Genomic DNA, 23,087 nt, shown 5'->3' with positions numbered 1-23,087 from the left:
CCGTCACCTTTCAACAATTGCAAAATGTCGGTTACACGCGTTCATGACCAACGACGTGGCAAGGGAGATGACGAGATAGACCGACAGGGTAATCGCCATGACCTGGACGGCGGCTCCGGTCTGATTGAGCACCGTGCCGGCAAAGATCTGAACGAGGTCGGGATAGCCGATGAACACGGCAAGCGACGAGTTCTTGATGAGGTTGAGATACTGGCTTGTCAAAGGGGGAATGATGATGCGCAGCGCCTGGGGAACGACGACCAGACGAAGCGTCTTGCCCGGCGCCAGCCCCAGCGCATGCGCAGCCTCGGTCTGGCCCTTTGGCACTGCCTGGATTCCACCTCGCACGATCTCGGCGATGTATGAACCGGTGTAGACCGACAGACCGATCAGGAGAGCGGCAAACTCCGGATAGAGCTGATGCCCGCCTTGAAAATTGAAACCCCGCAGCTGCGGAGCGACGAACGAGACCGGCTCGCCAGCCGCCAGGAAAAGGACCAACGGAAATCCTATCAAGGTCGCCAGACTGACCAGAAGCACCGGCAGCTGCTTGCCCGTCCGTCTCTGGACGCTCCTGGCGCGAAACCAGAATGCAACGCAGCAGGAAATGGCCGCAACGAATGCCAGGCCCACCAGACCCGCTCCCGGATGCAAATGAATCTCCGGAACGATGAGGCCGCGATTGTTGAGGTAGATGCCGCCGGGAATGGCGATGGACGCCTTCGGCGAGGGCAACGGCTTGAGGACGGCGTTGTACCAGAACAGCAGCTGCAGCAATAACGGAACATTGCGCACAAGCTCGACATAGGCGGTCGCCACCTTCGAAACGATCCAGTTCGGCGACAGGCGGGCAACGCCGATGACGAAGCCAAGCAACGTCGCAAACAGGATTGCGAGGAGACTGACGTAGAGGGTGTTGACCACTCCCACCCAGAACGCCTGACCGTAGCTGGACAATGCATCGTACGGTATCAGGGTTTGATTGATGTCGAAGCCGGCAGACTCATTCCAAAAGTCGAATGAGAGCGGAATCCCCCGGACCCGCATATTCGATGCAGTCTGCATGCCGATGCCCAGCGCCAAGGCCAGCAGGCAGCCGGCGAGCAAGAGCTGGTAGAGGATGCCCCGCACCTTCGTATCGTGCAGCGACAACCTCCTGCGCGACGGCGCGGGAAGCGACAAATGGGACATGGCCTGTTCCTATCCGGTCCGTGCAAGGCGCTGACGGTAACACGCCAGCGCCTTGCAACCATGCTTTGCTTAAAGCGCGTCGCGTTTGAACGGACTCAGGCGACGCGCTTTAGGGTCTTTGTTTTTATGCATGTCGTGTCTCAAAACCGGGGCCATTTTTGAGCGACATGCGTTAGCGGATCGGCGGAGCGTATTGAACGCCGCCTTGGTTCCAGAGCGCGTTCATGCCGCGCTCCATTTTCAGCGGCGAATCCTTGCCGACATTGCGATCAAACACTTCGCCGTAATTGCCGACCTGCTTGATCACCTCGACCGGCCAGTTATCGCCGAGTCCGATGTCCTTGCCTATGCTGCCGTCCACGCCAAGCAAGCGGCGGATGCTGGGGTTGTCCGACGATTTCATGGCATCGACGTTCTTGGAGGTGACCCCGTATTCCTCCGCGGCCACCATGACGTAGAGCGTCCACTTCGCCACATTGAGCCACTGGTCGTCACCCTGCCGCACGGCCGGGCCAAGCGGCTCCTTGGAGATCAGCTCGGGAAGAACAATGCTGTCGTCCGGCTTGGCCATGCGAAGCCGCGACGCGTTCAAGGTGGAGGTGTCTGCGGACAAGACGTCGCAACGTCCCTCCTCATAAGCCTTCACTACAGCTTCCTCGTCTGCGAAACCAACCGTCGTGTACTTGATCGACTGCGAGCGAAAATAGTCGGCAAGGTTCAACTCGGTCGTGGTGCCCTGGGTGACGCATATCGATGCGCCGTCGAGCCCCTTGGCCGACGTGATGTTGTCGGCCTTGCGCACCATGAATCCCTGGCCGTCATAGAAATACGTGCCGGCAAACAGTATGCCTAGCGACGTATCGCGGGACGATGTCCAGGTTGCGTTGTGGGCGAGAATGTCGATCTCTCCCGACTGCAAGGCGGTGAAGCGATCCTTTGGCGTCAATGGGATGAACTTGACCTTTTGCGCGTCCCCGAGCACGGCAGCGGCCACGGCGCGACAATAATCGACGACAAATCCGGTCCATTTGCCTTCATTGTCGGGAAGGCTGAAGCCAGCCGTGGCCGAATTCGTGCCACAGGTCAGCACGCCATTTTTCTTGACATTATCGAGGGTTGCGGACCACGCCGAGGAGGCGGTGCACGCGATGGCGAGGGCAAGTAGGCCCTTGAACGTTGATCTCATTTCGGCATTCCCCTGTTATTGTAGAAGGGAATGTGCTCTCCAGCCCAAGTATTCGTCAAATCGATTGTTCTCATGGTGAAAATGAGCGCTGCTCATAGTTGCGAAGCACTCCCAGCTGAAAAGCGGTTGAGTGGTGAAGCAGCGCGCGCGACCTATTTTACGGCCGACCCCGGTGCTCCGACGGTGCCTTGGTGTCTCTTGCTCCGCGATTCGTTGTAGATTCCCACGATGATTTCCCGGAGCCACCTGGTTCCCGGGTCATTCGCCATCTGGCGGTGAACAATAAGCCAGGCATTCACATTCGCTATCGGAAGGGGTGGCGGGACCAACGTCACCTCACTCCTCTCATCCAGCATTTGCAGGATGGCATCACCGCAATGGGTAATCAGTTCAGTGCCGCGAAGCGCCCAGGGCAGCACCGGATAGTTCGAGATGGTCGCAACGACATTGCGGCGAAGACCCATCTGTTTGAGGGCGGCATCCGCGAGGCCTTCCGCCAGGCCATCTGCGGAAATCTGGAGGTGGGAACTGGCCAGATAGGTTTCCAGCGTCATTGCGCTTCTGGCGATCTTGCTTCCGCTCCACACTGCGCAAAACAATCGGTCCTGGCCAAGCTCCACCTTCAAGAGACCTGGGTCGTCGCGTATCGCTGCTCCCGTCAGCGCGCAGTCAACTTGTCTCAGATAGACCGATGAACCGATTTCGGGTCCGTTTGCGGGAATGACGTTCAGCGTCGCGCCAGGAGCTTGCCTGGAAAATTCTCGAATGAGGCCCGGGATGAAAACCATGGCATGATAATCTGTAAGTCCAACGCGAAAGTTGCGCCGCGTCGTTGCTGGATTGAAGATCTGATGCCGGTCGATCGATGCGCGGATCGTTGCGAGTGCGGCGGAAATATTCGACAGCAGCTCAACTGCCCGGGGAGTTGGCCGCATCTCGCCGCCATCTCTGGTGAACAATTCATCCTGCAATAGATACCGAAGCTTCGACAGGGAGTGGCTTACAGCTGATTGTGTTCTGCCCAATTCGGTAGCCGCCCGCGTCACGCTCCTTTCCCGCATCATCACGTCAAAGACCCGCAATAGATTGAGGTCGATATCGTTATAATTCATGGAATTACCTCATCTGCGACCTGAGACCGCACCAGGCGGCACTAACGCGTTGGTTGCGACGGTGACAGATGGGGCACGAAGAGTGAAGACAGAGGTCCGGCTACGCCTTTGAAACTCTGGCGGTTGAACAGGTGACGGCGACCGCCGGATCGCTCCGCGGCATTTCTGCGCCTGGCTTGGCGAGCAAGCCGGCAATCCGCCATGAACCCAGGGCGAGCATGTGAAGTAAAGTCAGCCGCACCCGCTGGGATGGGAAATCGCAGCGGTTTCAATGGCTTGATAATGGCGGAGAGAGCGGGATTCGAACCCGCGTTACGGTCTCCCGTAAACACACTTTCCAGGCGTGCGCCTTCAACCACTCGGCCACCTCTCCGTCCTTGCATTCGCGCCCGGCCGGTTTTGCCACGCGGGTTGGGGAGATGCATCCCTTTGGGATTTGCGGGAAGACCCGCTTGATGGACACCGCCAACCAGCGGATGCCCTTCCCGGCGCCCGTCAATCAAACAGGCGCGGGGCTCATCTAGTCGATCCGGCGCCGAATGCCAAGCCATAACGGCAGTCTATTCGCTTTGCCGGCCATGCATCGTTTCGCGGGGCGTTGAACGGCTCCGCTTCTAAGGCGCTTCGGTTCTGAATGGTGTGCACGGGCAAGGCGGCAGGGCCGGCCGCGCTTGACTTCGCCCCTCGCCACCTGTCGAGTGCGGCGGAGGCTTTGCGGGGGCAACGTCCAGACGTGACATCGAGCAATGAACAGCCGGCCAGCGGAACGCCGGCCGGAGGCATGCCAGGCGGGCTGACGCCCGCAGGGCCTCCGGACAGCGGGCTGTCCTTCGTGCCCGTGGTCTGGCTCCTCTTCGTCATGGCATGGTCGGTCTACTGGCTGGTCTCGGCGCGGTGGCTGTTCGAGAGTTCCGGCGTGCCGGACAGGATCTTCTATTTCGTGCTTGGCGGACTGGCCTTTGACATCGTCACCATCGTGTGGGGGCTTTATCTGCTCGGCCTCGCCTTCAGCCGTTCCGCGCGCTTTCCGCGTCATTTCACCATCTGGCAGATCACCACCATCGCCTGGCGGCTGGCCGAGCAGGTCTATGCGCTGACCGTGCCCGATTTCACCGTCTCCGCCAGGGAGCTTGCGATCGCCGCCACCGAAATCGTCATCGGCCTGTTTTGCATTTACCTGCTGCGCCGCCGCGACGAGGCCAAGGCCTTTTATGCAAGGCCGGAAGCGCAGGCATCGTCAGCCTTTAGTTCGATCGTCGCCGCGCTGGCCGGCATCATCCTCGGCGCCGTCGTCGGCACTGTCGCCGGCTTCGCGCTTGGCGCGGGGATCGCCGAAGCCACCGACATCAGCTGTTTCGAAGGCGGCTGCGGCTACTTCGCGGTGTTCATCGGCCTTGCCGGGCTGGTGGTCGGGGCCATTGGCGGCGCCGTCCTCGGCGTCTGGCTCGTCCATCGGCGGAGCCGAAAGGTGGCCATATAGGCGGGCGATAGGCTTCAAATTCGCGTATGGCGATTGCACGCCGGGCGTGCGCGTTCTATTCCTCGCCTTTGACCGGAAGGTCCTCGGGAGGAACTTGAGGACCGGGGAAGATTTCGATGTTGCGTTTTTTGTTTCGCCTCGCGGCCATGATCGCACTCTCGGTCGCCGTCATCATGGCCGTGCTCGACGCGACGCGCTCGGTGGCGGCTTCCACATTGGTCATGACGCCGCTGAATTCGAGCTGGCTGGCGGTTTCGCCCGACACCCGCGCGGCCTTCGAGACCTTCGTGCGCGCCAAGGTCAATCCGATGATATGGGATGGCGGCATCGCCTGGGTGCTTGCCGAGCCGGGGTTTGCCGTGTTCGCGGTGCTCGCCTTCATCCTCTATGCGATCGGCTACCGGCGCCGGCGGCGCGGCGGAGAGTTCGCGCCGGGCTGATGGGTTGTCCCAGCGGACTGCGACGACAACGCGGCAATCGTCCACAGCTGTCACCGCATTGGGCATGTTTTTCCAACGGGGGGCATGCTTTTCCAAAAGGTCAAAATTCCGCGTGAATTTTGTTTCGGGCCGTGCCAGATTGCCTTGAGCGGGAGGGGAGTACACTCCTGGCTGATGCCGCATGCCTGCCGGAGAACCGGGCAGGCGGACGGCGCGTAACGGAAAAAAATAACCGACAGGGTGTGGATCACATGAAACGTATCGTTCTCGGCCTCCTGGCCGCAACCGCAATGGTTCTTCCGGCTTTCGCCGCGGATGTCCAGCCGGCCATCCTCTACGATCTCGGCGGCAAATTCGACAAATCCTTCAACGAGGCTGCCTATCACGGCGCCGAAAAGTTCAAGACCGAGACCGGCACCGCCTATGTCGAGTTCGAAGTGTCGAACGCCTCGCAACGCGAGCAGGCGCTGCGCCGCTTCGCCGAGGACGGCCGCAACCCGATCGTCATGGCCGGCTTTGCCTGGGAGGATGCGCTGAAGGTGGTCGCGAAGGAATATCCCGATCTCAACTTCGCCATCATCGACGATGCCGTCGATATGCCCAATGTCCGCTCGCTTGTGTTCAAGGAAAACGAAGGCTCCTATCTCGTCGGCATCCTGGCGGCGATGGCCTCGAAGTCCAAGAAGGTCTCCTTCATCGGCGGCATGGACATTCCGCTGATCCGCAAGTTCGAATGCGGCTATGTCGGCGGCGCCAAGGCAGCCGGTGCGACCGACGTCATCCAGAACATGACCGGCGACACGCCGGCGGCGTGGAACGATCCGGCCAAGGGCGGCGAGATCGCCAAGACGCAGATCGACCAGGGCTCCGACGTGGTCTATGCCGCGGCCGGCGGCACCGGTGTCGGCGTGCTGCAGGCGGCGGCGGATGCCGGCAAGCTCGGCATCGGCGTCGATTCCAACCAGAACGGCCTGCAGCCCGGCAAGGTGCTGACCTCGATGCTGAAGCGCGTCGACGTGGCCGTCTACACCGCCTTCATGGACGGCAAGAACGGCACCTTCAAAGGCGGCCTGCAAAATCTCGGCCTCAAGGAAGGCGGTGTCGACTACGCCATGGACGACAACAACAAGGCGCTGGTCACCGACGAGATGAAGGCTGCCGTCGAAAAGGCCAAGGCCGACATCATCGCCGGCACGATCCAGGTGCACGACTATACCGCCGACAACGCCTGCCCGTATTGATCTGTATCCATTAGAGTTGAAACCGCCGGGCGAGAGTCCGGCGGTTTTGTTTTTGGGTTTTGACGGGGGCCGCAACTTGAGAGGCGAGAGTGAAGCCGACCATCGGACCGATGACCGAACGCGATGTTGATGCAGTGGCGCGACTGCGCATCGCCGCCTTTTTCGAGGGCAGCGCAAGAACGCTGAATGAGGACGTCGCCGGGCTTCGCGAGTTGCTCAATGGAGATGGCTTCGAGGCGGCGCTTGTGGCGCGGATAGGGGACGTCCCGGTCGGGACCTGCCTGCTGGTTCGCCACGAACTTGAACCCGCGCATGAGCTGACGCCTTGGCTGGCGGGATTGGTCGTCGATAGCGACCACCGCGGCAAAGGGATCGGCCGCGCGCTGGTTGCAGCCATCGAAGCGCATGCAACCGCGATCGGTGTGGAGAGGACCTACCTCTATACCTGGGTGGCGCGAGACTTCTATGCCGGGCTCGGTTGGGCAGTGGTCGAGTCGTTTGAGCAGGACGGCTACCCGATGCTGCTGATGTCGCGCGAACTCGGCCTATAGCTGTCCGACGAGATAACCCAGCGCAAACACCACCATCAGCGCAATGGCGATAGCGAAGCCGCGTCGGCCACCGAGCGAATGCACGCCGACGCCATAGGGCTTCCGCTCCAGCCTGCCGATCACCGGCTTCGCTTCGCCCTGGCCGACCACACGTATCTGCGGCAGTTCGGCGATGCGTTGCGAAATCAGCCGCCAGCGATCGCTGCCGCCCGATGGCGGACCACGGTCGAAGACATGCATGCGCTCGGCCAGCCGCATCACCGTGTCGCGGAAGGCGGGATCGATCTCCAGGTCGCGCTCGGCACGTTCGCGGTCGCGATCGTTCATCAGGCCAAGCACATAATCGCCCGCCCGCGCAACGCGGTCGCTTTCACTGGCCATAGGCTTCTCCTTGCTACCAGTGCGGAGGTTTGGTTATCGGCACGTCGGGTCCCGATTGTTCCTCCAGAGCCATGAAGCGCCCGGTCAGGGCATCGAGCTTGCGCTGCATGCGTTCGATCGCCGTCCACTGTTCGGCGATCTGGCCCGACAGTTCCTCGATGGTCTTTTCCTGCTCGGCGGCGCGGATTTCCAGCGTCGTCAGCCGGTCGACAGGCATGATCATTCGAAACTCCCCAGGTCCTGGTGCACGCAGTTGCAGCATGATGCGACTGTTGAGCCTTGCATATTAGTGAATGTGAAGGTCTGCGGCCACGTTCGAAATTGACAAGCGCACCGGGATTTGTCGAGAGTGGCCACTGCGCCGCCAATTGGCACGGGTGGGGCATCATGCTAGGCGTTTTGACCAAGCGATAAAAAAATAAGAGTGGGACAGGCTGCATGGCGCAAGCCGCAATCGAACTGATCGGCATCAACAAGAGTTTTGGCGCCGTTCGCGCCAATCGCGACATCAATCTGGAGATCGCACGCGGCACCATCCACGGCATCGTCGGCGAGAACGGCGCCGGCAAGTCGACGCTGATGTCGATCCTCTATGGCTTCTATCAGGCCGACAGCGGCGAGATCCGCGTCGGCGGCAAGCCGGCGTCGATCAAGACCTCCAACGACGCCATCGCGCTCGGCATCGGCATGGTGCATCAGCACTTTATGCTGGTCGACAATTTCACCGTGCTGGAAAACATCATCCTCGGCGCCGAAAGCGATGCGCTGTTGAAAAAGAGCATCGCCAAGGCGCGCTCCGAACTGGAGCGGCTCGAGCGCGAATACGGGCTGGAAGTCGATCCCGACGCCATCATCGAGGAATTGCCGGTCGGCCTGCAGCAGCGTGTGGAAATCCTCAAGGCGCTTTATCGCGGCGCCGAAATCCTGATTCTCGACGAGCCGACGGGCGTGTTGACGCCGGCCGAGGCCGACCATCTGTTCCGCATCCTCAGGCAATTGAAGGACCAGGGGAAAACGGTGGTGCTGATCACCCACAAGCTGCGCGAGATCATGGCCATCACCGACAATGTCTCGGTCATGCGCCAGGGCACGATGGTGGCGACGCGCGAGACCAGCAAGACGACAGTCGGCGAACTGGCCGAACTGATGGTCGGACGGCGCGTGCTGCTGCGGGTCGAAAAGGGCGAGACGGAGGCCGGCGCGGTCAAGCTCGCGGTCAAGAACCTGACGGTGAAAGACCAGCGCGGCGTCACCATGGTCGACGACATCTCCTTCGATATCCACGCCGGCGAGATCGTCGGCATTGCCGGTGTCGCCGGCAACGGCCAGTCCGAACTGCTCGAGGCGATTTCCGGCATCAGGCGCGCGGTTTCCGGCTCGGTGATGCTCGATGGCAAGCCGATCGACCTGACCGGGGCCGCCGATCCCGGCGAGTTGCGCGACCGTGGGCTCGCCCATGTACCGGAGGACCGCCATCATGTCGGCCTGGTGCTGGCCTTCGAGGAGAACGAGAATTCGATCCTCGGCTACCATGACGACCCGCGCTACCTCAATGGGCCGTTCCTCAACATCGACGCCATCATGACCGATGCCAAGGACAAGATAGAGAAGTACGACATCCGTCCCGGCAATCCGCGTCTGAAGACGGCGAATTTCTCCGGCGGCAACCAGCAGAAGATCGTGCTGGCGCGGGAAATGGAGCAGGACCCCGGTGTTCTGATCGTCGGCCAGCCGACGCGCGGCGTCGATGTCGGCGCCATAGAATTCATCCACAAGCGGCTGATTGCCATGCGCGACCAGGGCAAGGCGGTGCTGGTGGTGTCGGTCGAGCTCGACGAGATCCGTTCGCTGTCCGACCGCATCCTGGTGATGTTTGCCGGGCGCATCGTCGGCGAACGTGGCCCTGAGGCGACCGAGGGCGAGCTTGGCCTGCTGATGGCAGGCATCGATCGCCAGGAGGCGGCAGAGTGAGCACGCCTTACGCCAAGCTGCCGGCCTGGGCCGATTATGGGCTGATCCCGCTGATCAATCTGTCGGTGGCCTTCATCGTTGCCGGTTTCGTCGTCATGCTGGTCGGCGAAAACCCGTTTCGTGCCGCCGTCATCCTGGTCGAGGGCGCTTTCGGCAAGGGAACCGGCATTGCCTTCACGCTGTTCTATGCCACCACCTTCATCTTCACCGGCCTGTCAGTGGCGGTGGCCGCACATTGCGGCCTGTTCAACATCGGGACCGAGGGCCAGGCCTATATTGCCGGCCTTGGCGTGGGCGTGGTCTGCCTCGCCTTCGACACTGTGCTGCCGTGGTGGCTGACCTTTCCGCTGGCGATCGTCGCCGGAGCCGCCGTCGGTGCGCTGTGGGCGCTGATTCCGGCCTATCTGCAGGCCAAGCGCGGGTCGCACATCGTCATCACCACCATCATGTTCAACTTCATCGCGGCCTCGATCATGGTCTATCTCCTGGTCGGGCCATTGAAGCCGGCGGCGTCGCAGGCACCGCAGACGCGCAACTTCCTCGCCGGGGCCGAGCTGCCGAAGCTCAACTGGATCATCGAACTGTTCGGCGCCAAGATCCGCTCGGCGCCGTTCAACATCTGCTTCCTGCTGGCGCTGCTCATGGCATTCCTGGTCTGGCTGCTGATCTGGCGCACCAAGCTCGGCTACGAGATGCGCACCTATGGCCACAGCCCGAAAGCGGCGCGCTATGCCGGCATTTCGGAGACCCGCATCATCATCATCGCGATGATGATTTCGGGCGCGCTGGCCGGCATGATGACGCTGAACCCGGTGATGGGCGACCAGCACAATGTGGCGATCGATTTCGTCTCCGGCGCCGGCTTCGTCGGCATCGCCGTGGCGCTGATGGGCCGACTGCATCCGGTCGGCATCGTGCTGGCGGCGATCCTGTTCGGCATGCTCTACCAGGGCGGCGCCGAACTTGCCTTCGAAATGCCGGCGATTTCCCGCGACATGATCGTCATCATCCAAGGCCTGGTCATCCTGTTTGCCGGTGCGCTGGAGCACATGTTCCGGCCCTACGTCCAGGCGCTGTTCGCCTCGTTCAGTCCAAGGTCGGTCGGCATCGAAGCGGTCAAAGGGAAGGGCGCCTGAGATGGACGTCTTCATCGCCATCGTGCAGATCCTGGACTCGACCATACGCCTGTCGGTGCCGCTGCTGCTCGCTTGCCTCGCCGGCCTCTATTCGGAACGCGCCGGCGTTTTCGACATCGGGCTGGAAGGCAAGATGCTGGTCGGCGCCTTTGCAGGTGCGGCCGCCGCTTCGGTCTTCCATTCGGCCTTCCTCGGTCTCGGCATGGCGATCGTGATGTCGGTCGCCTTTGCCCTGGTGCACGGCTTCGCCTCGATCACCCATCGCGGCAACCAGATCGTCTCCGGTGTGGCCATCAACTTCGTCGCCGCCGGCTCGACCATCATTCTGGGCCAAGCCTGGTTCCAGCAGGGCGGGCGAACGCCGGCGCTGCAGCCGGGCGAGCGTTTCGAGGCCATCACTCTGGCTGGTGCTGCCGCGATCCACGACGTGCCGATCATAGGGCCGATCTATTCCGAGCTGCTCTCTGGCCATTCGATCCTGGTCTATCTCGCTTTCGCCATGGTGCCGTTCACCTGGTGGGTGTTGTTTCGCACCCGCTTCGGCCTGCGCCTACGCGCCGTCGGCGAGAACCCGGCCGCCGTCGACACCGCCGGCATCTCGGTCGCCTGGCTGCGCTACCGGGCCCTGATCTGCACCGGTGTGCTGACCGGCATTGCCGGCGCCTACCTCTCGATGGTGCAGAATGGCGGCTTCGTGAAGGACATGACCGCGGGCAAGGGGTACATCGCACTGGCGGCGCTGATCTTTGCCAAATGGCGACCGGTCAACGCTATGTTCGCCTGTCTTCTGTTCGGCTTCCTCGACGCGGCGGCGATCCGCCTGCAGGGTTCGCCGCTGCCGTTGATCGGCAAGGTGCCGGTGCAGTTCATGCAGGCGCTGCCCTATGTGCTGACCGTGATCCTGCTTGCCGGCTTCATCGGCAAGGCGATCCCGCCGCGCGCCGGCGGCGTGCCGTATGTCAAGGAACGTTGATCCGGGCGCCCAGGAGCACTGAGTCGAGCATGCGGCTGGTGCTCGAAAGGCGCCACGAAAACGCAAAGCGCCGGGTTTTGACCACGATCGTCGGAGAGAACACCTGAATGTCGCATGATCTGTTCGAAGCCGCGCAGGAGGCCATGGCCAAGGCCTACGCGCCCTATTCGAAGTTTCCGGTGGGTGCGGCGTTGCGCACCGAAGACGGCCGTGTCTTCACCGGCGCCAACATCGAGGTCGCGTCCTATCCGGAAGGCTGGTGCGCCGAGACCACGGCGCTCGGCCATTACATCATGGGCGGCGGCGGCAAGATCGTCGAGATCGCCGTCATTGCCTCGCGCATGGCCAAATGCTCGCCCTGTGGCGGCTGCCGGCAAAGGCTGGCGGAGTTCTGCCGGCCGGACACGAAGCTCTATCTTTGCGACAACACCGGCGTGGTCGAGACCGTGACGATGGGCGACATGCTGCCCTACGGGTTTCGTGGCGACATTTTGAAGTGAGAGTTGGCTGATATGAAGGAAGCTCTGGACCACCTCGTCGAAAGGCTGGACGGGTTGGCGCCGACAACGGCGATGGTGCTGGGGTCGGGCCTTGGCGGGCTTGTCGACCAGGTCGAAAATGCCGTGCGCATCTCTTATGCCGACCTGCCGGGTTTCCCCCGCAGCGGGGTGACTGGCCATGCCGGCGAGGTGGTCGCGGGGCTTTTCGCCGGCACGCCGGTGCTGATGCTGTCCGGCCGCGCCCATTATTACGAGCACGGCGTTGCTGCTGCAATGCGGCCGGCGCTGGAGGTGCTTGCCGGCATCGGCATCACCAAGCTGATCCTTACCAATGCCGCCGGCTCGGTCGATCCCGACATGCTGCCAGGATCGGTGATGCTGATCACCGACCACATCAATTTCTCCGGCTCCAACCCGCTGATCGGCGAGCCTAGCGACCGCCGCTTCGTCGGCCTGACCGAAGCCTATGATGCCGGCCTGCGCGCGGCGATCGAACGGGCGGCGAAGGCGACAGGGACGGCGCTGCACAAGGGCGTCTATATGTGGTTTTCCGGTCCGTGTTTCGAAACCCCTGCTGAAATCCGCATGGCCCGCGTCATGGGCGCCAAAGCGGTAGGGATGTCGACCGTACCGGAGGTCATTCTCGCCCGCTTCCTTGGGCTTCGCGTAGCCGCCTGTTCGGTGATCACCAATCTCGCCGCCGGGATGACCGGGGCGGAACTGTCGCACCAGGAGACCAAGGACATGGCGCCGATCGGCGGCGCACGGCTGGCGACGATCCTTGCGCATGTGTTCCAGGATGGGTTGCCGGAGCCAAAGGGCACCTGATGCTTCCGCAGGAAATCATCCGCCGCAAGCGCGACGGCCAGAAACTGTCCGCGCAGGAGATTTCGGCCTTTGTCGCCGGCGTCACTTCGGGCAGCGTCTCGGACGGCCAGGTCGGCGCCTTTGCCATGGCGGTGTTCTTCAACGGCATGAACCGCGACGAGGCGGTGGCGCTGACGCTCGCCATGCGCGATTCCGGCGATGTGCTCGACTGGTCGGACCTGCCGGGTCCGGTCACCGACAAACATTCGACCGGCGGCGTCGGCGACAATGTCTCGCTGATGCTGGCGCCGATCGTCGCCGCTTGCGGCGCCTATGTGCCGATGATCTCCGGCAGGGGCCTTGGGCATACCGGCGGCACGCTGGACAAGATGGATGCCATCCCAGGCTATATCAGCCAGCCGGATATCGCGCGCTTCCGCAAGACGGTGCTCGAGACCGGCTGTGCCATCATCGGCCAGACCGCCGATCTCGCGCCCGCCGACCGTCGCCTCTATGCGATCCGCGATGTGACCGGAACGGTGGAATCGGTGCCGCTGATCACTGCCTCTATCCTGTCGAAGAAACTCGCGGCCGGCCTGCGGTCGCTGGTGCTCGACGTCAAGGTCGGCAATGGCGCCTTCATGGAGAAGTCGCGCGACGCGACAGCACTGGCCAACAGCCTGGTCGAGATCGCCAACGGCGCCGGCCTGAAGGCCTCGGCGCTGGTCACCAGTATGAACGAGCCGCTGGCGTCGGCGGCCGGCAACGCGGTCGAGGTGCGCAACGCCGTCGATTTCCTCACCGGAAGGTTCCGCGACAAGCGACTGGAGGATGTGACGCTGGCGCTGGCCGCCGAGATGCTGCAATCGGCAGGGCTGGCGTCGTCCAATCAGGGCGGTCTCAGGCGCGCGGCCGAGACGCTGGCCGGCGGCCGCGCGGCAGCCGCCTTCGCGCGTATGGTCGCAGCCCTTGGCGGTCCCGCCGATTTCGTCGAGAAGCCGGAAAAATACCTGCCGAAAGCGGCGGTGGAGTTTGCGGTCAAGGCGACAGGCAACGGTTTTGCCACCGCTATTGCCACCCGCGATATCGGCCTTGCTGTGGTCGGGCTCGGTGGCGGGCGTACGCGGCCGGACGACAGGATCGACCATGCGGTCGGCATCACCAGGCTGCTGCCGCTCGGCGCCGAGGTGCGGGCCGGCGAGCCGCTGGCGCTCGTCCACGCCCGCACGCAAGCGGAGGCCGAAGCGGCCGCAGCCGCCGTGCTTTCGGCCTATACGATCGGGGTGTCGAAACCAGCCGCCGACAAGACTGTCATCCGGCGCGTGCTGCCGCGCGGGTAGCGGAACGCGCTACTGCACCAGCAACAGTGTGCCGTTTTCGACCTGGTATTTTGCCAGCCGCTGCAAAAAGCTCATGCCAATGAGGTTGGTGCGCAGAGCCTTGTCGTCGAGCACTACCGCCTGGACGTTGTCGACGCTGATCTTGCCGATCTGCAGGCGATCGATGTTGACCACGGCGGCCCTGATCGCGCCATTGGCGGTGTTGACCTGCTGGTTGAAGTCCGACGGGTTGAGCGAGATGCCGATGCGGCGCGCCGTCGAGGTGTTGATGGCGACCAAAGTGGCGCCGGTGTCGATCATGCCGTCGACCTGGCGGCCGTTGAGCTTGAAGGCGGAGGTGAAATGGCCGCGCTCGTCAGCCGCCACCAATACTTTGCGCCCAGTGGGCAGCGGTGCGGCCGGCTTGCCGGGAACCGAGGCCATGTTCAGTTCGGGCTGAGGCTGCGCGGACGGCGTGCCGGCGACGGTCGACTTCAACAGGTTGTCGAGAATCTGCGGATTCGACTGATAGACGATCGGGATCGATGCCGACGTTCCGGCGAACACGCCCAGAATGACAAGCTTGCGCAGCATGAATGGACCTTCGTGAAGGCCCATTCTTGCCCACGTATGGTGTGTGCCGCTTTAACGCCAACCCGAAACCGCGGCTTTGCGTAAACGGGCGGTAAACGACTGGATGTCAGCTGGCCTTGCCAGCCGCCGTCATTTGGTTCCGTACATGCGGTCGCCGGCATCGCCGAGGCCGGGCATGATGTAGCCCTTCTCGTTGAGCTGGCGGTCGATGGAAGCGGTAAAGACCGGGACATCCGGATGCGCCTTGGTGAAGCGCTCGATGCCTTCTGGCGCCGCCAGCAGGCAAAGGAAACGGATGTTGGTGGCTCCGCGCTCCTTCAGCTTGTCGATGGCCGCGATGGCCGAGTTCGCGGTCGCCAGCATCGGATCGACGACGATCACCAGCCGGTCGGCGAGATCGCTCGGCGCCTTGAAGAAATATTCCACCGCCTCCAGCGTTTCGTGATCGCGGTAGAGGCCGACATGCGCGACGCGGGCCGCCGGGACCAGGTCGAGCAGGCCTTCGAGCAGGCCATTGCCGGCGCGCAGCACCGAGGCGAAGACCAGCTTCTTGCCCTCCAGCGTCGGCGCTTCCATGGTTTCCATCGGCGTTTCGATGGTCGTCGTCGTCAGTTCGAGGTTGCGGGTGACCTCGTAGCCGAGCAGGAGCGAGATCTCGCGCAGCAGCCGCCGGAAGCCGGCGGTCGACGTCTCCTTCTTGCGCATGATGGTCAGCTTGTGCTGGACAAGCGGGTGGTCGACGACGGTGACGCCCTGCATGGGTTGCTCCAGTGAATGGTGAATAGTGAATAGTGAATAGTGAGCAGGTTTGCGAGTCCCGATGGATCGATCATTGCCGTTGACAGGCCGAACCGCCGGCAAACCAATCACCAGTCACCAGTCACCAGTCACCTCTTCGCATCGAGCCGGGCAAGCAGCGCGCTTTTCGTCTTCCTGTCGACGAAAGCCGCTTCGATCGCCGTCCTGGTGACGGCGGTCAAAGCTTTTTCATTCATGGAGAAATGCTCGGCGGCGATGTCGTATTCGCGCTTCAGCGAGGTCCAGAAATAGGGTGGGTCGTCGGAGTTCAGCGTCACCTTGCAGCCGGCCGCCTGCAGGGCGGGGAAAGGGTGATCGGCGAAACTGTCGTAGACTTTGAGCGCGATGTTGGAGCCGGGGCAGCATTCAAGCACGATGCCCTCATCGGCGATGCGGCGCACCAGGTCGGGATTTTCGATGGCGCGCACGCCATGGCCGATGCGCGAGGGGCGGATGTGGTCGAGTGCGGCCTGCACCGTCTCCCAGCCGGTCAACTCGCCGGCATGGATGGTGATGCCAAGACCCGCTTCACGGGCGATCTCGAAGGCCCTGACATAATCCTCCATCTCGCCCATGCGTTCATCGCCGGCGACGCCGAAGCCGGTGACCAGCGGATTTCCGCAGCGCGCCGCAAAACGCGCCGCCTGCTCGATCGATTCGACGCCGACATGGCGTACGCCGGTGACGATCATGCGGCCCTCTATGCCGGTCTTGGCTTTGGCGCGCAGCATGCCTTCGCCGAGCGCATCGGTGTAGGCCTTGGGCGACAGGCCGGCCCTGACGGCATGGTCGGGCGAGGTGAAGACTTCGGAATAGATGGCGCCGTCGCGGGCAAGGCTGGTCAGATAATGGTCGGCGAGGCGGGCATAATCCTCCTCGGAGCGGAACAGGTCGGCGGAAAAGTCGTAAGCCGCGAGGAAAGAGGTGAAGTCGTGCCAGACGAACGAGCCGTTCTGGATATAAAGCGAGGTGTCCTTGCCGTATTTCTGCGCCTGGCGGACGACGAGTTCGGGCGCCGCTGCCCCCTCGATGTGGCAGTGCAGTTCCGCTTTCAAAGGCATGCAGTTATCCCGTCTCATCAGTCCAGGCCGTAAAGCCCACCACCTGGAAGCGCGGCCGAACACCGCGCCTTAAACAATAGCGCCCGCACCATCGATCGGCTATGGTCCCGCCGGTTTTATGACGGATCAAAATAATGTCAGTTGAGAGAACCACGGCCGCGGGCGGCATGGAGACCTCCTATGGTTTCAAGAAGGTAGGGCCAGGCGACAAGCAGCCTCTGGTCAATGAGGTTTTCCACAAGGTGGCGAACCGCTACGACCTGATGAACGACCTGATGTCGGCCGGGCTGCACCGGCTGTGGAAGGATGCCATGGTGACATGGCTCAATCCGCCGAAACGTCCGGGCTGGAAAGTGCTTGACGTGGCGGGCGGCACCGGCGACATCGCCTTCCGCATTGTCGACGCCAGCCATGGCAACGCGCATGCCACGGTGCTCGACATCAACGGCTCGATGCTCAGCGTCGGCCGTGACCGCGCGGAGAAAAAGGGCCTGTCCGGCAACACCGATTTCGTCGAGGCCAATGCCGAGGAACTGCCTTTCACCGATAGCACCTTTGACGCCTACACCATCGCATTCGGCATCCGCAACGTGCCGCGCATCGATGTCGCGCTGACGGAAGCCTTTCGCGTGCTGAAGCCCGGCGGACGGTTCCTGTGCCTGGAGTTTTCCGAGGTCGAGATGCCGCTGCTGGACAAGGTCTACGAAGCCTGGTCGTTCAACGCCATTCCGCAGATCGGCAAGATGGTGACGGGCGAGGGCGAACCCTATTCCTACCTGGTCGAATCGATCCGCAAATTTCCCAATCAGCAGAACTTTGCTGCCATGATCACCCGCGCGGGCTTCGAGCGCGTGTCGTTCCGCAACTATTCCGGCGGCATTGCCGCCCTGCATTCGGGCTGGAAGCTTTGAGGCACCACAGTTTGCAGCAGCAGGGTAGGCGATGAGCAGCGTCGGCGCCGCCTTTCGGCTCGCACGGGCCGGCTGGGTGCTGGTTCGCGAAGGCGTGATCGCAGCATTGCCGGGCGACGAACTCGGCGGCCTGCCGAAAGTCGGCTGGCGCATGGCCCGGCTCTTCACCCGCCGCCGCGCACTCGCTTATGAGCGCAGCGACCGGCTGGCCAAGGCGGTGGTCCGGCTCGGACCCTCCTACATCAAGCTCGGCCAGTTCCTGGCGACGCGGCCCGATGTCGTCGGCAACGACATGGCGCTCGACCTCGCCATGCTGCAGGACAAGATGCACACTTTTTCGCAGGCGGAAGCGGTGGCGGCGATCGAGGGCTCGCTCGGGCGCAAGATCGGCGAACTCTATACGCAGTTCGGCGGGCCGGTCGCGGCGGCCTCCATCGCCCAGGTCCATCCCGCGCAGGCCATGCATGACGGTGTCGATACCAAGGTGGCGGTGAAGGTGATCCGGCCTGGCGTGCGCCGCCGCTTCTTTCAGGATCTCGAAAGCTATTTCCTCGCCGCCCGGCTGCAGGAGAAATACATCCCGTCGTCGCGCCGGCTGCGGCCCGTCGAGGTGACCGAGACGCTGGCGCAAACCACCAAGATCGAGATGGATCTGAGGCTCGAGGCGGCAGCGCTTTCGGAACTTGGCGAAAACACCAAGGATGACCCGGGCTTTCGCGTGCCGTCGGTCGACTGGGAGCGCACCGGGCGCGATGTGCTGACCATGGAATGGGTCGACGGCGTCAAGATGAACGACATCGCCGGCCTCGCTGCGGCGGGCCACGATCTGAAGGCGATCGCCACCAACCTGATCCAGTCGTTCCTGCGTCACACGCTGCGGGACGGCTTCTTCCATGCCGACATGCATCCAGGCAATCTGTTCGTCGAGGCCAATGGCAATATTGTCGCCGTCGATCTCGGCATTGCCGGACGGCTCGGCAAGAAGGAGCGCCGGTTCCTCGCCGAAATCCTCTACGGCTTCATCACGCGCGACTATCTGCGCGTCGCCGAGGTGCATTTCGAGGCCGGCTACGTGCCGCGCCAGCACAATGTCGCGGCTTTCGCGCAGGCGATCCGCGCCATCGGCGAGCCGATCCACGGCCAGCCGGCCGAGACCATTTCGATGGCCAAGCTTTTGACGCTGCTGTTCGAGGTCACCGAATTGTTCGATATGGCCACGCGGTCGGAACTGATCCTGTTGCAGAAGACCATGGTGGTGGTGGAGGGCGTCGCGCGTACGCTCGACCCGGCCTTCAACATGTGGAAGACGGCCGAGCCGGTGGTCGGCCAGTGGATCGCCGGCAATCTCGGGCCGAGCGGCCTGCTGATGGACGCGCGCGACGGCGCCAAGGCGCTGCTGGCGCTGGCCCGCCAGGCGCCCGATCTTGCCGCCCGCACCGAGCGGCTGTCGCGCGAGATCGATTTTATGGCGGAGCACGGCCTCCGCTTCGACGAGGCGACATCGCGCGCCATCGGCAAGGCCGAAGCCCGTTACACCCGCTCGGGCCGGCTGGCGCTGTGGGTGATCGCGCTGACGCTGGTTTACATCGCGTGGAAGCTGCTCTGATCGCTTGCAACGCTAGCAACGGTGGTGCTAGCGTTGCAGTCGCGCTATTGATGTCGCGGAGCAAGTCATGGGCACCATTACTGTCCGCAATCTAGCTGACGACGTGAAGCAGAAATTGCGTGAGCGCGCTGCGGCGCGCGGGGTGTCGATGGAGGAAGAGGCGCGTGATGCGCTTGCCAAAAGCGTGCTGTCGGCGGAAGCCGGCATGCCCGAGAGCGAAACCCTCTATGCAACAATCCGCCGCTTGGTTGAGCCTCATGGAGGTTTTGACATCGATCTGCCCCAGCGTGGTCAATCCACAAAAACGCACAAAACCCTCGACGGCAGGCGCATCCTGCTGATCATAGGCGGCGGCATCGCCGCCTACAAGGCGCTGGACCTGATCCGCCGGTTGCGCGAGCGCGGTGCGGCGGTGCGCGTTGTGATGACATCGGCGGCGCAGGAGTTCGTCACCACGCTTTCGGTCGGCGCGCTTTCGGCCGACCATGTCTTCACCGAACTGTTCGACCGCAATGACGAGCACGATGTCGGCCATATCAGGCTGTCGCGCGAGGCCGACCTTCTGGTGGTGGCGCCGGCCACTGCCGATCTGATGGCCAAGCTCGCCAACGGCCATGCCAACGATCTGGCCTCGACGGTGCTGCTCGCCACCGACAAGAAGGTGCTGATGGCGCCGGCGATGAACCCGAAAATGTGGTCGCATGCCGCGACGAGCCGCAACCGGGCGACGCTCGCCAAGGATGGCATCGCCTTCGTCGGCCCGGCCAAGGGCGAGATGGCGGAAAGCAACGAGGCGGGCGAGGGCCGCATGGCCGAGCCGCTGGAGATCGTGGCAGTGATCGAGGCACTGCTCGACAGCAGGCCGAAGCCGCTGGCCGGCCGCAGGATCATCGTCACCTCGGGGCCGACGCATGAGCCGATCGACCCGGTGCGCTACATCGCCAACCGCTCTTCGGGCAAGCAGGGCCATGCGATTGCGGCAGCGCTGGCAAGACTGGGCGCGGATGTACGCCTGGTCTCCGGTCCGGTTGGCATTGCCGATCCGGCCGGCGTTGTGACGACGCATGTGGAGACCGCGGCCGAGATGAAAGCGGCCGTCGAACAGTTGTTGCCGGCGGACGCCGCGGTCTTCGTAGCTGCCGTCGCCGACTGGCGCACCGCTGGCACGGCCGGCGAGAAGATCAAGAAGGTGGCGGGCCAGGGCCCACCGGCGCTGCAAATGGTCGAAAACCCCGACATTCTCGCCAGCGTCGGTCATCACGGGCAACGCCCGGGGCTGGTTGTCGGCTTCGCCGCCGAGACGCAGGACCTGATTGCCAATGCCGAGGCCAAGCTGAAGAAGAAGGGCGCCGATTTCATTGTCGCCAACGATGTCTCGCATGAAAGCGGCGTCGGCCCCACCGGCGTCATGGGCGGCGACCGCAACAAGGTGCGCATCGTCTCGAAGGACGGCGTCGAGGAATGGCCTGAGATGGGCAAGGACGAGGTGGCGGCGCGGCTCGCCGCGCTCATCGCCGAGCGTTTGCAAGCCTGAGCGGCCGCCGGTTCCGCAATCGGGCAGGCCATGGTCTTGCAGGCAGCCTTGTGGCCGAGGGCATTTGACGCCGACAGCGCCGGCGGAATGCTGTCGCCAAATTCTCGATCCGCCGTGCCCTCAGCCTGTCGCCAATTGCGGCCGGCGTGCCGCCAAAGCCATCTTCAACGCCGCCAGGCAACCCACAATGCCAAGTGGCACGAAGGCCAGGTACAGCCAGCCGGCGACGTGCGCTGCTGCCTCGCGGTTCAGCCCGTCCGAAAAGCCGCTGGCATTGGCGATGATGCCGGCCATGGCGGCGCCCACGGCGTAGCCGATGCGCTGCATGGTCGGCACGGCGGCCGAGGCGATCGTCTGCTCGCCGTCGCGGGCCGAGGCAACGATGATGCGGGTCAGGAAGGGCCATGACACGCCGAAGCCACCGCCTTGCAACAAAGCGCAGAGCAGGATCACCGGGATCGAGCCGGCGGGGATGGCATAGGCGAAACCGGCGAGGCCGGCTGCAATCATCAGCGCGCCGATGACGAGGATCTGCCGTTCGCGCTGCAGCGGCGCATTGGCGACGGCGATCGACAGGATTGACCAGGCGATCGATTCGGCGGCGATGATGTAGCCTGTGGTCAGGATCGGGATGCCGTGCAGCGTGGTAAGCAGAAGCGGCCCGTAGATGGAAAAAGAGACTGTCGCCACCGAGAAGGCGGCAACCATGCTCATGCCGCTGCCGACCGGCGAGCGCCATGAGAACAGGCCCGACGGGAACAGTCGCGATTGCGGCTTCATGGCGTCGACGAAAACGAACAGCGCCAGGCCGGCGAGGCCGAGGACCAGCAGCAGCGACGATCGAAGCAAGGCGACGTCGACGCCTGCGGTGGCGATCAGCACGACGGCGATGGCGAGGCAGCCAAGTGCTGCAAAGGGGAAGGGCGGCGAGGTGCCGGCGGCGGCTTGCGGCTTCGTCGCTTCCGGCGTGTTCAGGACGATGAAGCTTGCCGATGCCATGGCGATGCCACCCAGCACGAAGACGCCGAAGGCCCAGCGCCAGGACAGGAGCTCGACCATGATCGCGCCGAGCATCGGGCCGCTGAAGGCGGCGACGCCCCAGATCGCCGACATGATGCCGAACAGCTGTGGCCAGATGCTGCGGTTAAACAGCCGCTCGACCGAGACGAAGGCCAGCGACACCAGCGCACCGCCGCCGAGACCCTCGACCAGACGGCCGCCAAGAAACACCGGCATGGACGGCGCGGTGGCGCAGATCAGTGCGCCCACGGCATAGAGCAGGGCGGCGACCGTGACGTTGGAGCGTAGAGCGACATAGCTGACCAGCCGCCCGGCCGCTGCGCCGGCGACAATGGCGCCGAGCTCGTAGACGGCCAGCGACCAGCCGACGAACTGCACACCGGCGAGGTCCCCGACCATGGCCGGCATGACCGTCGCCACCATCGTCTCGTTGGTGGCGTGCAGCAGGATGCCGAGGCTGATGAAGCAGAAGCGCGCGAGGTCGCCGCTTGCCCACAATGCCCGCCAGTCGACCTTGTTGCTGGTGATTTCAGTCATTCTTTTACCCTGCCTTTGCATATCTCGATGCCGGCGCATGGCGCCAGAAGCCAGTCGCGCTTTCCGGCGGGGCCATGCGCGCTGTTTCAGTCAGGCGAGTTGTAAAACCTCAAGCGCAGTTGAGCTCAAGTGGCTTTTTATCGAAGTGCAAACGGTCGAGATTGGCCGGAAGCCTCTCCGCTTGATGCGCCGGTCAGTTCTCAATGCTGCGCAGCTGAAACTGGCTGAGGCCGATCGCAATGTTGATACCGGTCTGCGTCTGCAGGCTGAGCGGCTGCAGGGTGAAGGCCTGCGAGGAGCCGCCGACCAGGAGATTGGCGCCGGCGCCGACCGCCGCGGTCACTTCGGCGCTGGCGCCGATATAGTCGCCGGCCAACGCGCCGGGCGCATAGATGTTCCTCAGCGGCGTCAGCACCAGCCATTGCATGACGGTCTGCTTGGTGGTGCCGATGTCGAGCCCGTATTTGTTGACGGCGCCGAAATAGGCTTCCGGCGAAAAGCTCTTGTCGGCCGGCGTGAAGGTGCAGCTCAGATCCTTGCTGGAGCCGAAGATGAAGCCGGTGCCGCCGCCGATGGCGCAATCGAGCACACCGAGTTCGATACCCTGGCCTTGCGCTTGGGCCTGGGCGGTACAGATGATGGTGATAGCGGCGGCGATGGCTGGTTTCAGCACGGCGGATCCCCCAAAAAAGCATACGGCGCGAAACAGTAACCTGTTCCGCGCCGCGCGTAGAGGGA

At 63.3% G+C, this 23,087-nt stretch carries 23 protein-coding genes and 1 tRNA gene; 13 read left to right on the top strand and 11 right to left on the bottom strand.

Annotation, left to right across the window (positions count from 1 at the left end; translation table 11 throughout):
* Positions 1-3 precede the first annotated feature (3 nt).
* The 4 genes from ACYG9V_RS29615 to ACYG9V_RS29600 form a co-directional block, all read right to left on the bottom strand.
* Positions 4-1,131, bottom strand: coding sequence for an amino acid ABC transporter permease (locus ACYG9V_RS29615; protein WP_460222055.1), 1,128 nt, complete (start codon positions 1,129-1,131; stop codon positions 4-6).
* 232 nt (positions 1,132-1,363) lie between these two features.
* A complete protein-coding gene (locus ACYG9V_RS29610; protein WP_023686475.1) occupies positions 1,364-2,377 on the bottom strand; it encodes an amino acid ABC transporter substrate-binding protein in 1,014 nt (337 codons plus the stop codon).
* 152 nt (positions 2,378-2,529) lie between these two features.
* A complete protein-coding gene (locus tag ACYG9V_RS29605; protein WP_023686474.1) occupies positions 2,530-3,489 on the bottom strand; it encodes a LysR family transcriptional regulator in 960 nt (319 codons plus the stop codon).
* A gap of 283 nt (positions 3,490-3,772) precedes the next feature.
* Positions 3,773-3,862, bottom strand: a tRNA-Ser gene (locus ACYG9V_RS29600).
* Between the two features lie 360 nt (positions 3,863-4,222).
* Between ACYG9V_RS29600 and ACYG9V_RS29595 the strand changes: the two genes are divergently transcribed.
* The 4 genes from ACYG9V_RS29595 (at position 4,223) to ACYG9V_RS29580 (ending at position 7,201) form a co-directional block, all read left to right on the top strand.
* Complete coding sequence (locus ACYG9V_RS29595) at positions 4,223-4,969, top strand: DUF2569 family protein (RefSeq protein ID WP_352762555.1); 747 nt, start codon at positions 4,223-4,225, stop codon at positions 4,967-4,969.
* A 116-nt stretch (positions 4,970-5,085) separates the two neighbouring features.
* Complete coding sequence (locus ACYG9V_RS29590; RefSeq protein WP_352762554.1) at positions 5,086-5,409, top strand: hypothetical protein; 324 nt, start codon at positions 5,086-5,088, stop codon at positions 5,407-5,409.
* Positions 5,410-5,660: 251 nt separating this feature from the next.
* Positions 5,661-6,650: a BMP family lipoprotein gene (locus tag ACYG9V_RS29585; RefSeq protein ID WP_023683177.1), complete on the top strand. Its 990-nt coding sequence runs from the start codon at positions 5,661-5,663 to the stop codon at positions 6,648-6,650.
* Positions 6,651-6,739: 89 nt separating this feature from the next.
* Complete coding sequence (locus ACYG9V_RS29580) at positions 6,740-7,201, top strand: GNAT family N-acetyltransferase (RefSeq protein WP_023691864.1); 462 nt, start codon at positions 6,740-6,742, stop codon at positions 7,199-7,201.
* Here ACYG9V_RS29580 and ACYG9V_RS29575 read toward each other — a convergent pair.
* The gene (locus tag ACYG9V_RS29575) at positions 7,196-7,582 is read right to left on the bottom strand and encodes a hypothetical protein (RefSeq protein ID WP_352762552.1); all 387 of its coding nucleotides are present in this window, start codon (positions 7,580-7,582) and stop codon (positions 7,196-7,198) included. The genes ACYG9V_RS29580 and ACYG9V_RS29575 overlap by 6 nt on opposite strands.
* A 13-nt stretch (positions 7,583-7,595) precedes the next feature.
* The gene (locus ACYG9V_RS29570; protein ID WP_198024385.1) at positions 7,596-7,802 is read right to left on the bottom strand and encodes a SlyX family protein; all 207 of its coding nucleotides are present in this window, start codon (positions 7,800-7,802) and stop codon (positions 7,596-7,598) included.
* 218 nt (positions 7,803-8,020) lie between these two features.
* Here ACYG9V_RS29570 and ACYG9V_RS29565 point away from each other — a divergent pair, with 218 nt between their 5' ends.
* The 6 genes from ACYG9V_RS29565 (at position 8,021) to deoA (ending at position 14,309) form a co-directional block, all read left to right on the top strand.
* A complete protein-coding gene (locus ACYG9V_RS29565; protein WP_352762549.1) occupies positions 8,021-9,553 on the top strand; it encodes an ABC transporter ATP-binding protein in 1,533 nt (510 codons plus the stop codon).
* Positions 9,550-10,689 carry an ABC transporter permease gene (locus tag ACYG9V_RS29560; RefSeq protein WP_023686470.1) on the top strand — a complete coding sequence of 380 codons (1,140 nt, stop codon included), beginning with the start codon at positions 9,550-9,552 and terminating at the stop codon, positions 10,687-10,689. The genes ACYG9V_RS29565 and ACYG9V_RS29560 overlap by 4 nt, the downstream gene beginning before the upstream one ends.
* Position 10,690: 1 nt before the next feature.
* Positions 10,691-11,662 (top strand): ABC transporter permease, encoded by a 972-nt coding sequence (locus ACYG9V_RS29555; protein WP_352762548.1) that lies wholly within the window; start codon positions 10,691-10,693, stop codon positions 11,660-11,662.
* Positions 11,663-11,769: 107 nt separating this feature from the next.
* Positions 11,770-12,162 carry a cytidine deaminase gene (gene cdd, locus ACYG9V_RS29550; protein WP_023683183.1) on the top strand — a complete coding sequence of 131 codons (393 nt, stop codon included), beginning with the start codon at positions 11,770-11,772 and terminating at the stop codon, positions 12,160-12,162.
* Between the two features lie 12 nt (positions 12,163-12,174).
* A complete protein-coding gene (locus ACYG9V_RS29545) occupies positions 12,175-12,990 on the top strand; it encodes a purine-nucleoside phosphorylase (protein WP_352461089.1) in 816 nt (271 codons plus the stop codon).
* Entirely contained in the window at positions 12,990-14,309 is a 1,320-nt protein-coding gene (deoA, locus tag ACYG9V_RS29540; RefSeq protein WP_352762545.1) for a thymidine phosphorylase, read from the top strand. Before ACYG9V_RS29545 ends, deoA begins: the two co-directional genes overlap by 1 nt.
* Positions 14,310-14,318: 9 nt before the next feature.
* Here the strand turns inward: deoA and ACYG9V_RS29535 are convergent, their stop codons facing one another.
* From ACYG9V_RS29535 to ACYG9V_RS29525, 3 genes are all read right to left on the bottom strand, one after another.
* The gene (locus ACYG9V_RS29535; RefSeq protein ID WP_352762544.1) at positions 14,319-14,882 is read right to left on the bottom strand and encodes a TIGR02281 family clan AA aspartic protease; all 564 of its coding nucleotides are present in this window, start codon (positions 14,880-14,882) and stop codon (positions 14,319-14,321) included.
* A gap of 129 nt (positions 14,883-15,011) precedes the next feature.
* On the bottom strand, positions 15,012-15,641 hold the full coding sequence (upp, locus tag ACYG9V_RS29530) for a uracil phosphoribosyltransferase (protein ID WP_023671129.1): 630 nt from the start codon (positions 15,639-15,641) through the stop codon (positions 15,012-15,014).
* 128 nt (positions 15,642-15,769) lie between these two features.
* Positions 15,770-16,741 carry an adenosine deaminase gene (locus ACYG9V_RS29525; protein ID WP_023825167.1) on the bottom strand — a complete coding sequence of 324 codons (972 nt, stop codon included), beginning with the start codon at positions 16,739-16,741 and terminating at the stop codon, positions 15,770-15,772.
* A 134-nt stretch (positions 16,742-16,875) separates the two neighbouring features.
* Here ACYG9V_RS29525 and ubiE point away from each other — a divergent pair, with 134 nt between their 5' ends.
* The 3 genes from ubiE (at position 16,876) to coaBC (ending at position 20,792) form a co-directional block, all read left to right on the top strand.
* Entirely contained in the window at positions 16,876-17,652 is a 777-nt protein-coding gene (ubiE, locus tag ACYG9V_RS29520) for a bifunctional demethylmenaquinone methyltransferase/2-methoxy-6-polyprenyl-1,4-benzoquinol methylase UbiE (RefSeq protein ID WP_023833596.1), read from the top strand.
* Positions 17,653-17,683: 31 nt separating this feature from the next.
* Positions 17,684-19,258: a 2-polyprenylphenol 6-hydroxylase gene (gene ubiB / locus ACYG9V_RS29515; protein WP_352762542.1), complete on the top strand. Its 1,575-nt coding sequence runs from the start codon at positions 17,684-17,686 to the stop codon at positions 19,256-19,258.
* Between the two features lie 67 nt (positions 19,259-19,325).
* Entirely contained in the window at positions 19,326-20,792 is a 1,467-nt protein-coding gene (gene coaBC / locus ACYG9V_RS29510) for a bifunctional phosphopantothenoylcysteine decarboxylase/phosphopantothenate--cysteine ligase CoaBC (RefSeq protein ID WP_352762540.1), read from the top strand.
* A 120-nt stretch (positions 20,793-20,912) separates the two neighbouring features.
* Here the strand turns inward: coaBC and ACYG9V_RS29505 are convergent, their stop codons facing one another.
* Both ACYG9V_RS29505 and ACYG9V_RS29500 read right to left on the bottom strand, forming a co-directional pair.
* Complete coding sequence (locus ACYG9V_RS29505; RefSeq protein WP_023740927.1) at positions 20,913-22,349, bottom strand: MFS transporter; 1,437 nt, start codon at positions 22,347-22,349, stop codon at positions 20,913-20,915.
* Positions 22,350-22,542: 193 nt separating this feature from the next.
* Positions 22,543-23,022, bottom strand: coding sequence for a DUF992 domain-containing protein (locus ACYG9V_RS29500; protein ID WP_352762538.1), 480 nt, complete (start codon positions 23,020-23,022; stop codon positions 22,543-22,545).
* Positions 23,023-23,087 lie beyond the last annotated feature (65 nt).

Source organism: Mesorhizobium sp. W016, assembly GCF_054719485.1.
The sequence above is the reverse complement of the archived record's forward strand: the minus strand, read 5'-3'. Positions and strand labels throughout refer to the sequence as shown.

Coding starts and splice junctions, on each gene's coding strand:
- deoA (WP_352762545.1), top strand. CDS start 12,990: ATGCTTCCGCAGGAAATCATCCGCCGCAAGCGCGACGGCCAGAAACTG.
- ubiB (WP_352762542.1), top strand. CDS start 17,684: ATGAGCAGCGTCGGCGCCGCCTTTCGGCTCGCACGGGCCGGCTGGGTG.
- ubiE (WP_023833596.1), top strand. CDS start 16,876: ATGTCAGTTGAGAGAACCACGGCCGCGGGCGGCATGGAGACCTCCTAT.
- ACYG9V_RS29535 (WP_352762544.1), bottom strand. CDS start 14,882: ATGCTGCGCAAGCTTGTCATTCTGGGCGTGTTCGCCGGAACGTCGGCA.
- ACYG9V_RS29505 (WP_023740927.1), bottom strand. CDS start 22,349: ATGACTGAAATCACCAGCAACAAGGTCGACTGGCGGGCATTGTGGGCA.
- ACYG9V_RS29605 (WP_023686474.1), bottom strand. CDS start 3,489: ATGAATTATAACGATATCGACCTCAATCTATTGCGGGTCTTTGACGTG.
- ACYG9V_RS29555 (WP_352762548.1), top strand. CDS start 10,691: ATGGACGTCTTCATCGCCATCGTGCAGATCCTGGACTCGACCATACGC.
- ACYG9V_RS29575 (WP_352762552.1), bottom strand. CDS start 7,582: ATGGCCAGTGAAAGCGACCGCGTTGCGCGGGCGGGCGATTATGTGCTT.
- ACYG9V_RS29610 (WP_023686475.1), bottom strand. CDS start 2,377: ATGAGATCAACGTTCAAGGGCCTACTTGCCCTCGCCATCGCGTGCACC.
- ACYG9V_RS29545 (WP_352461089.1), top strand. CDS start 12,175: ATGAAGGAAGCTCTGGACCACCTCGTCGAAAGGCTGGACGGGTTGGCG.
- upp (WP_023671129.1), bottom strand. CDS start 15,641: ATGCAGGGCGTCACCGTCGTCGACCACCCGCTTGTCCAGCACAAGCTG.
- coaBC (WP_352762540.1), top strand. CDS start 19,326: ATGGGCACCATTACTGTCCGCAATCTAGCTGACGACGTGAAGCAGAAA.
- ACYG9V_RS29525 (WP_023825167.1), bottom strand. CDS start 16,741: ATGCCTTTGAAAGCGGAACTGCACTGCCACATCGAGGGGGCAGCGGCG.
- cdd (WP_023683183.1), top strand. CDS start 11,770: ATGTCGCATGATCTGTTCGAAGCCGCGCAGGAGGCCATGGCCAAGGCC.
- ACYG9V_RS29590 (WP_352762554.1), top strand. CDS start 5,086: ATGTTGCGTTTTTTGTTTCGCCTCGCGGCCATGATCGCACTCTCGGTC.
- ACYG9V_RS29585 (WP_023683177.1), top strand. CDS start 5,661: ATGAAACGTATCGTTCTCGGCCTCCTGGCCGCAACCGCAATGGTTCTT.
- ACYG9V_RS29565 (WP_352762549.1), top strand. CDS start 8,021: ATGGCGCAAGCCGCAATCGAACTGATCGGCATCAACAAGAGTTTTGGC.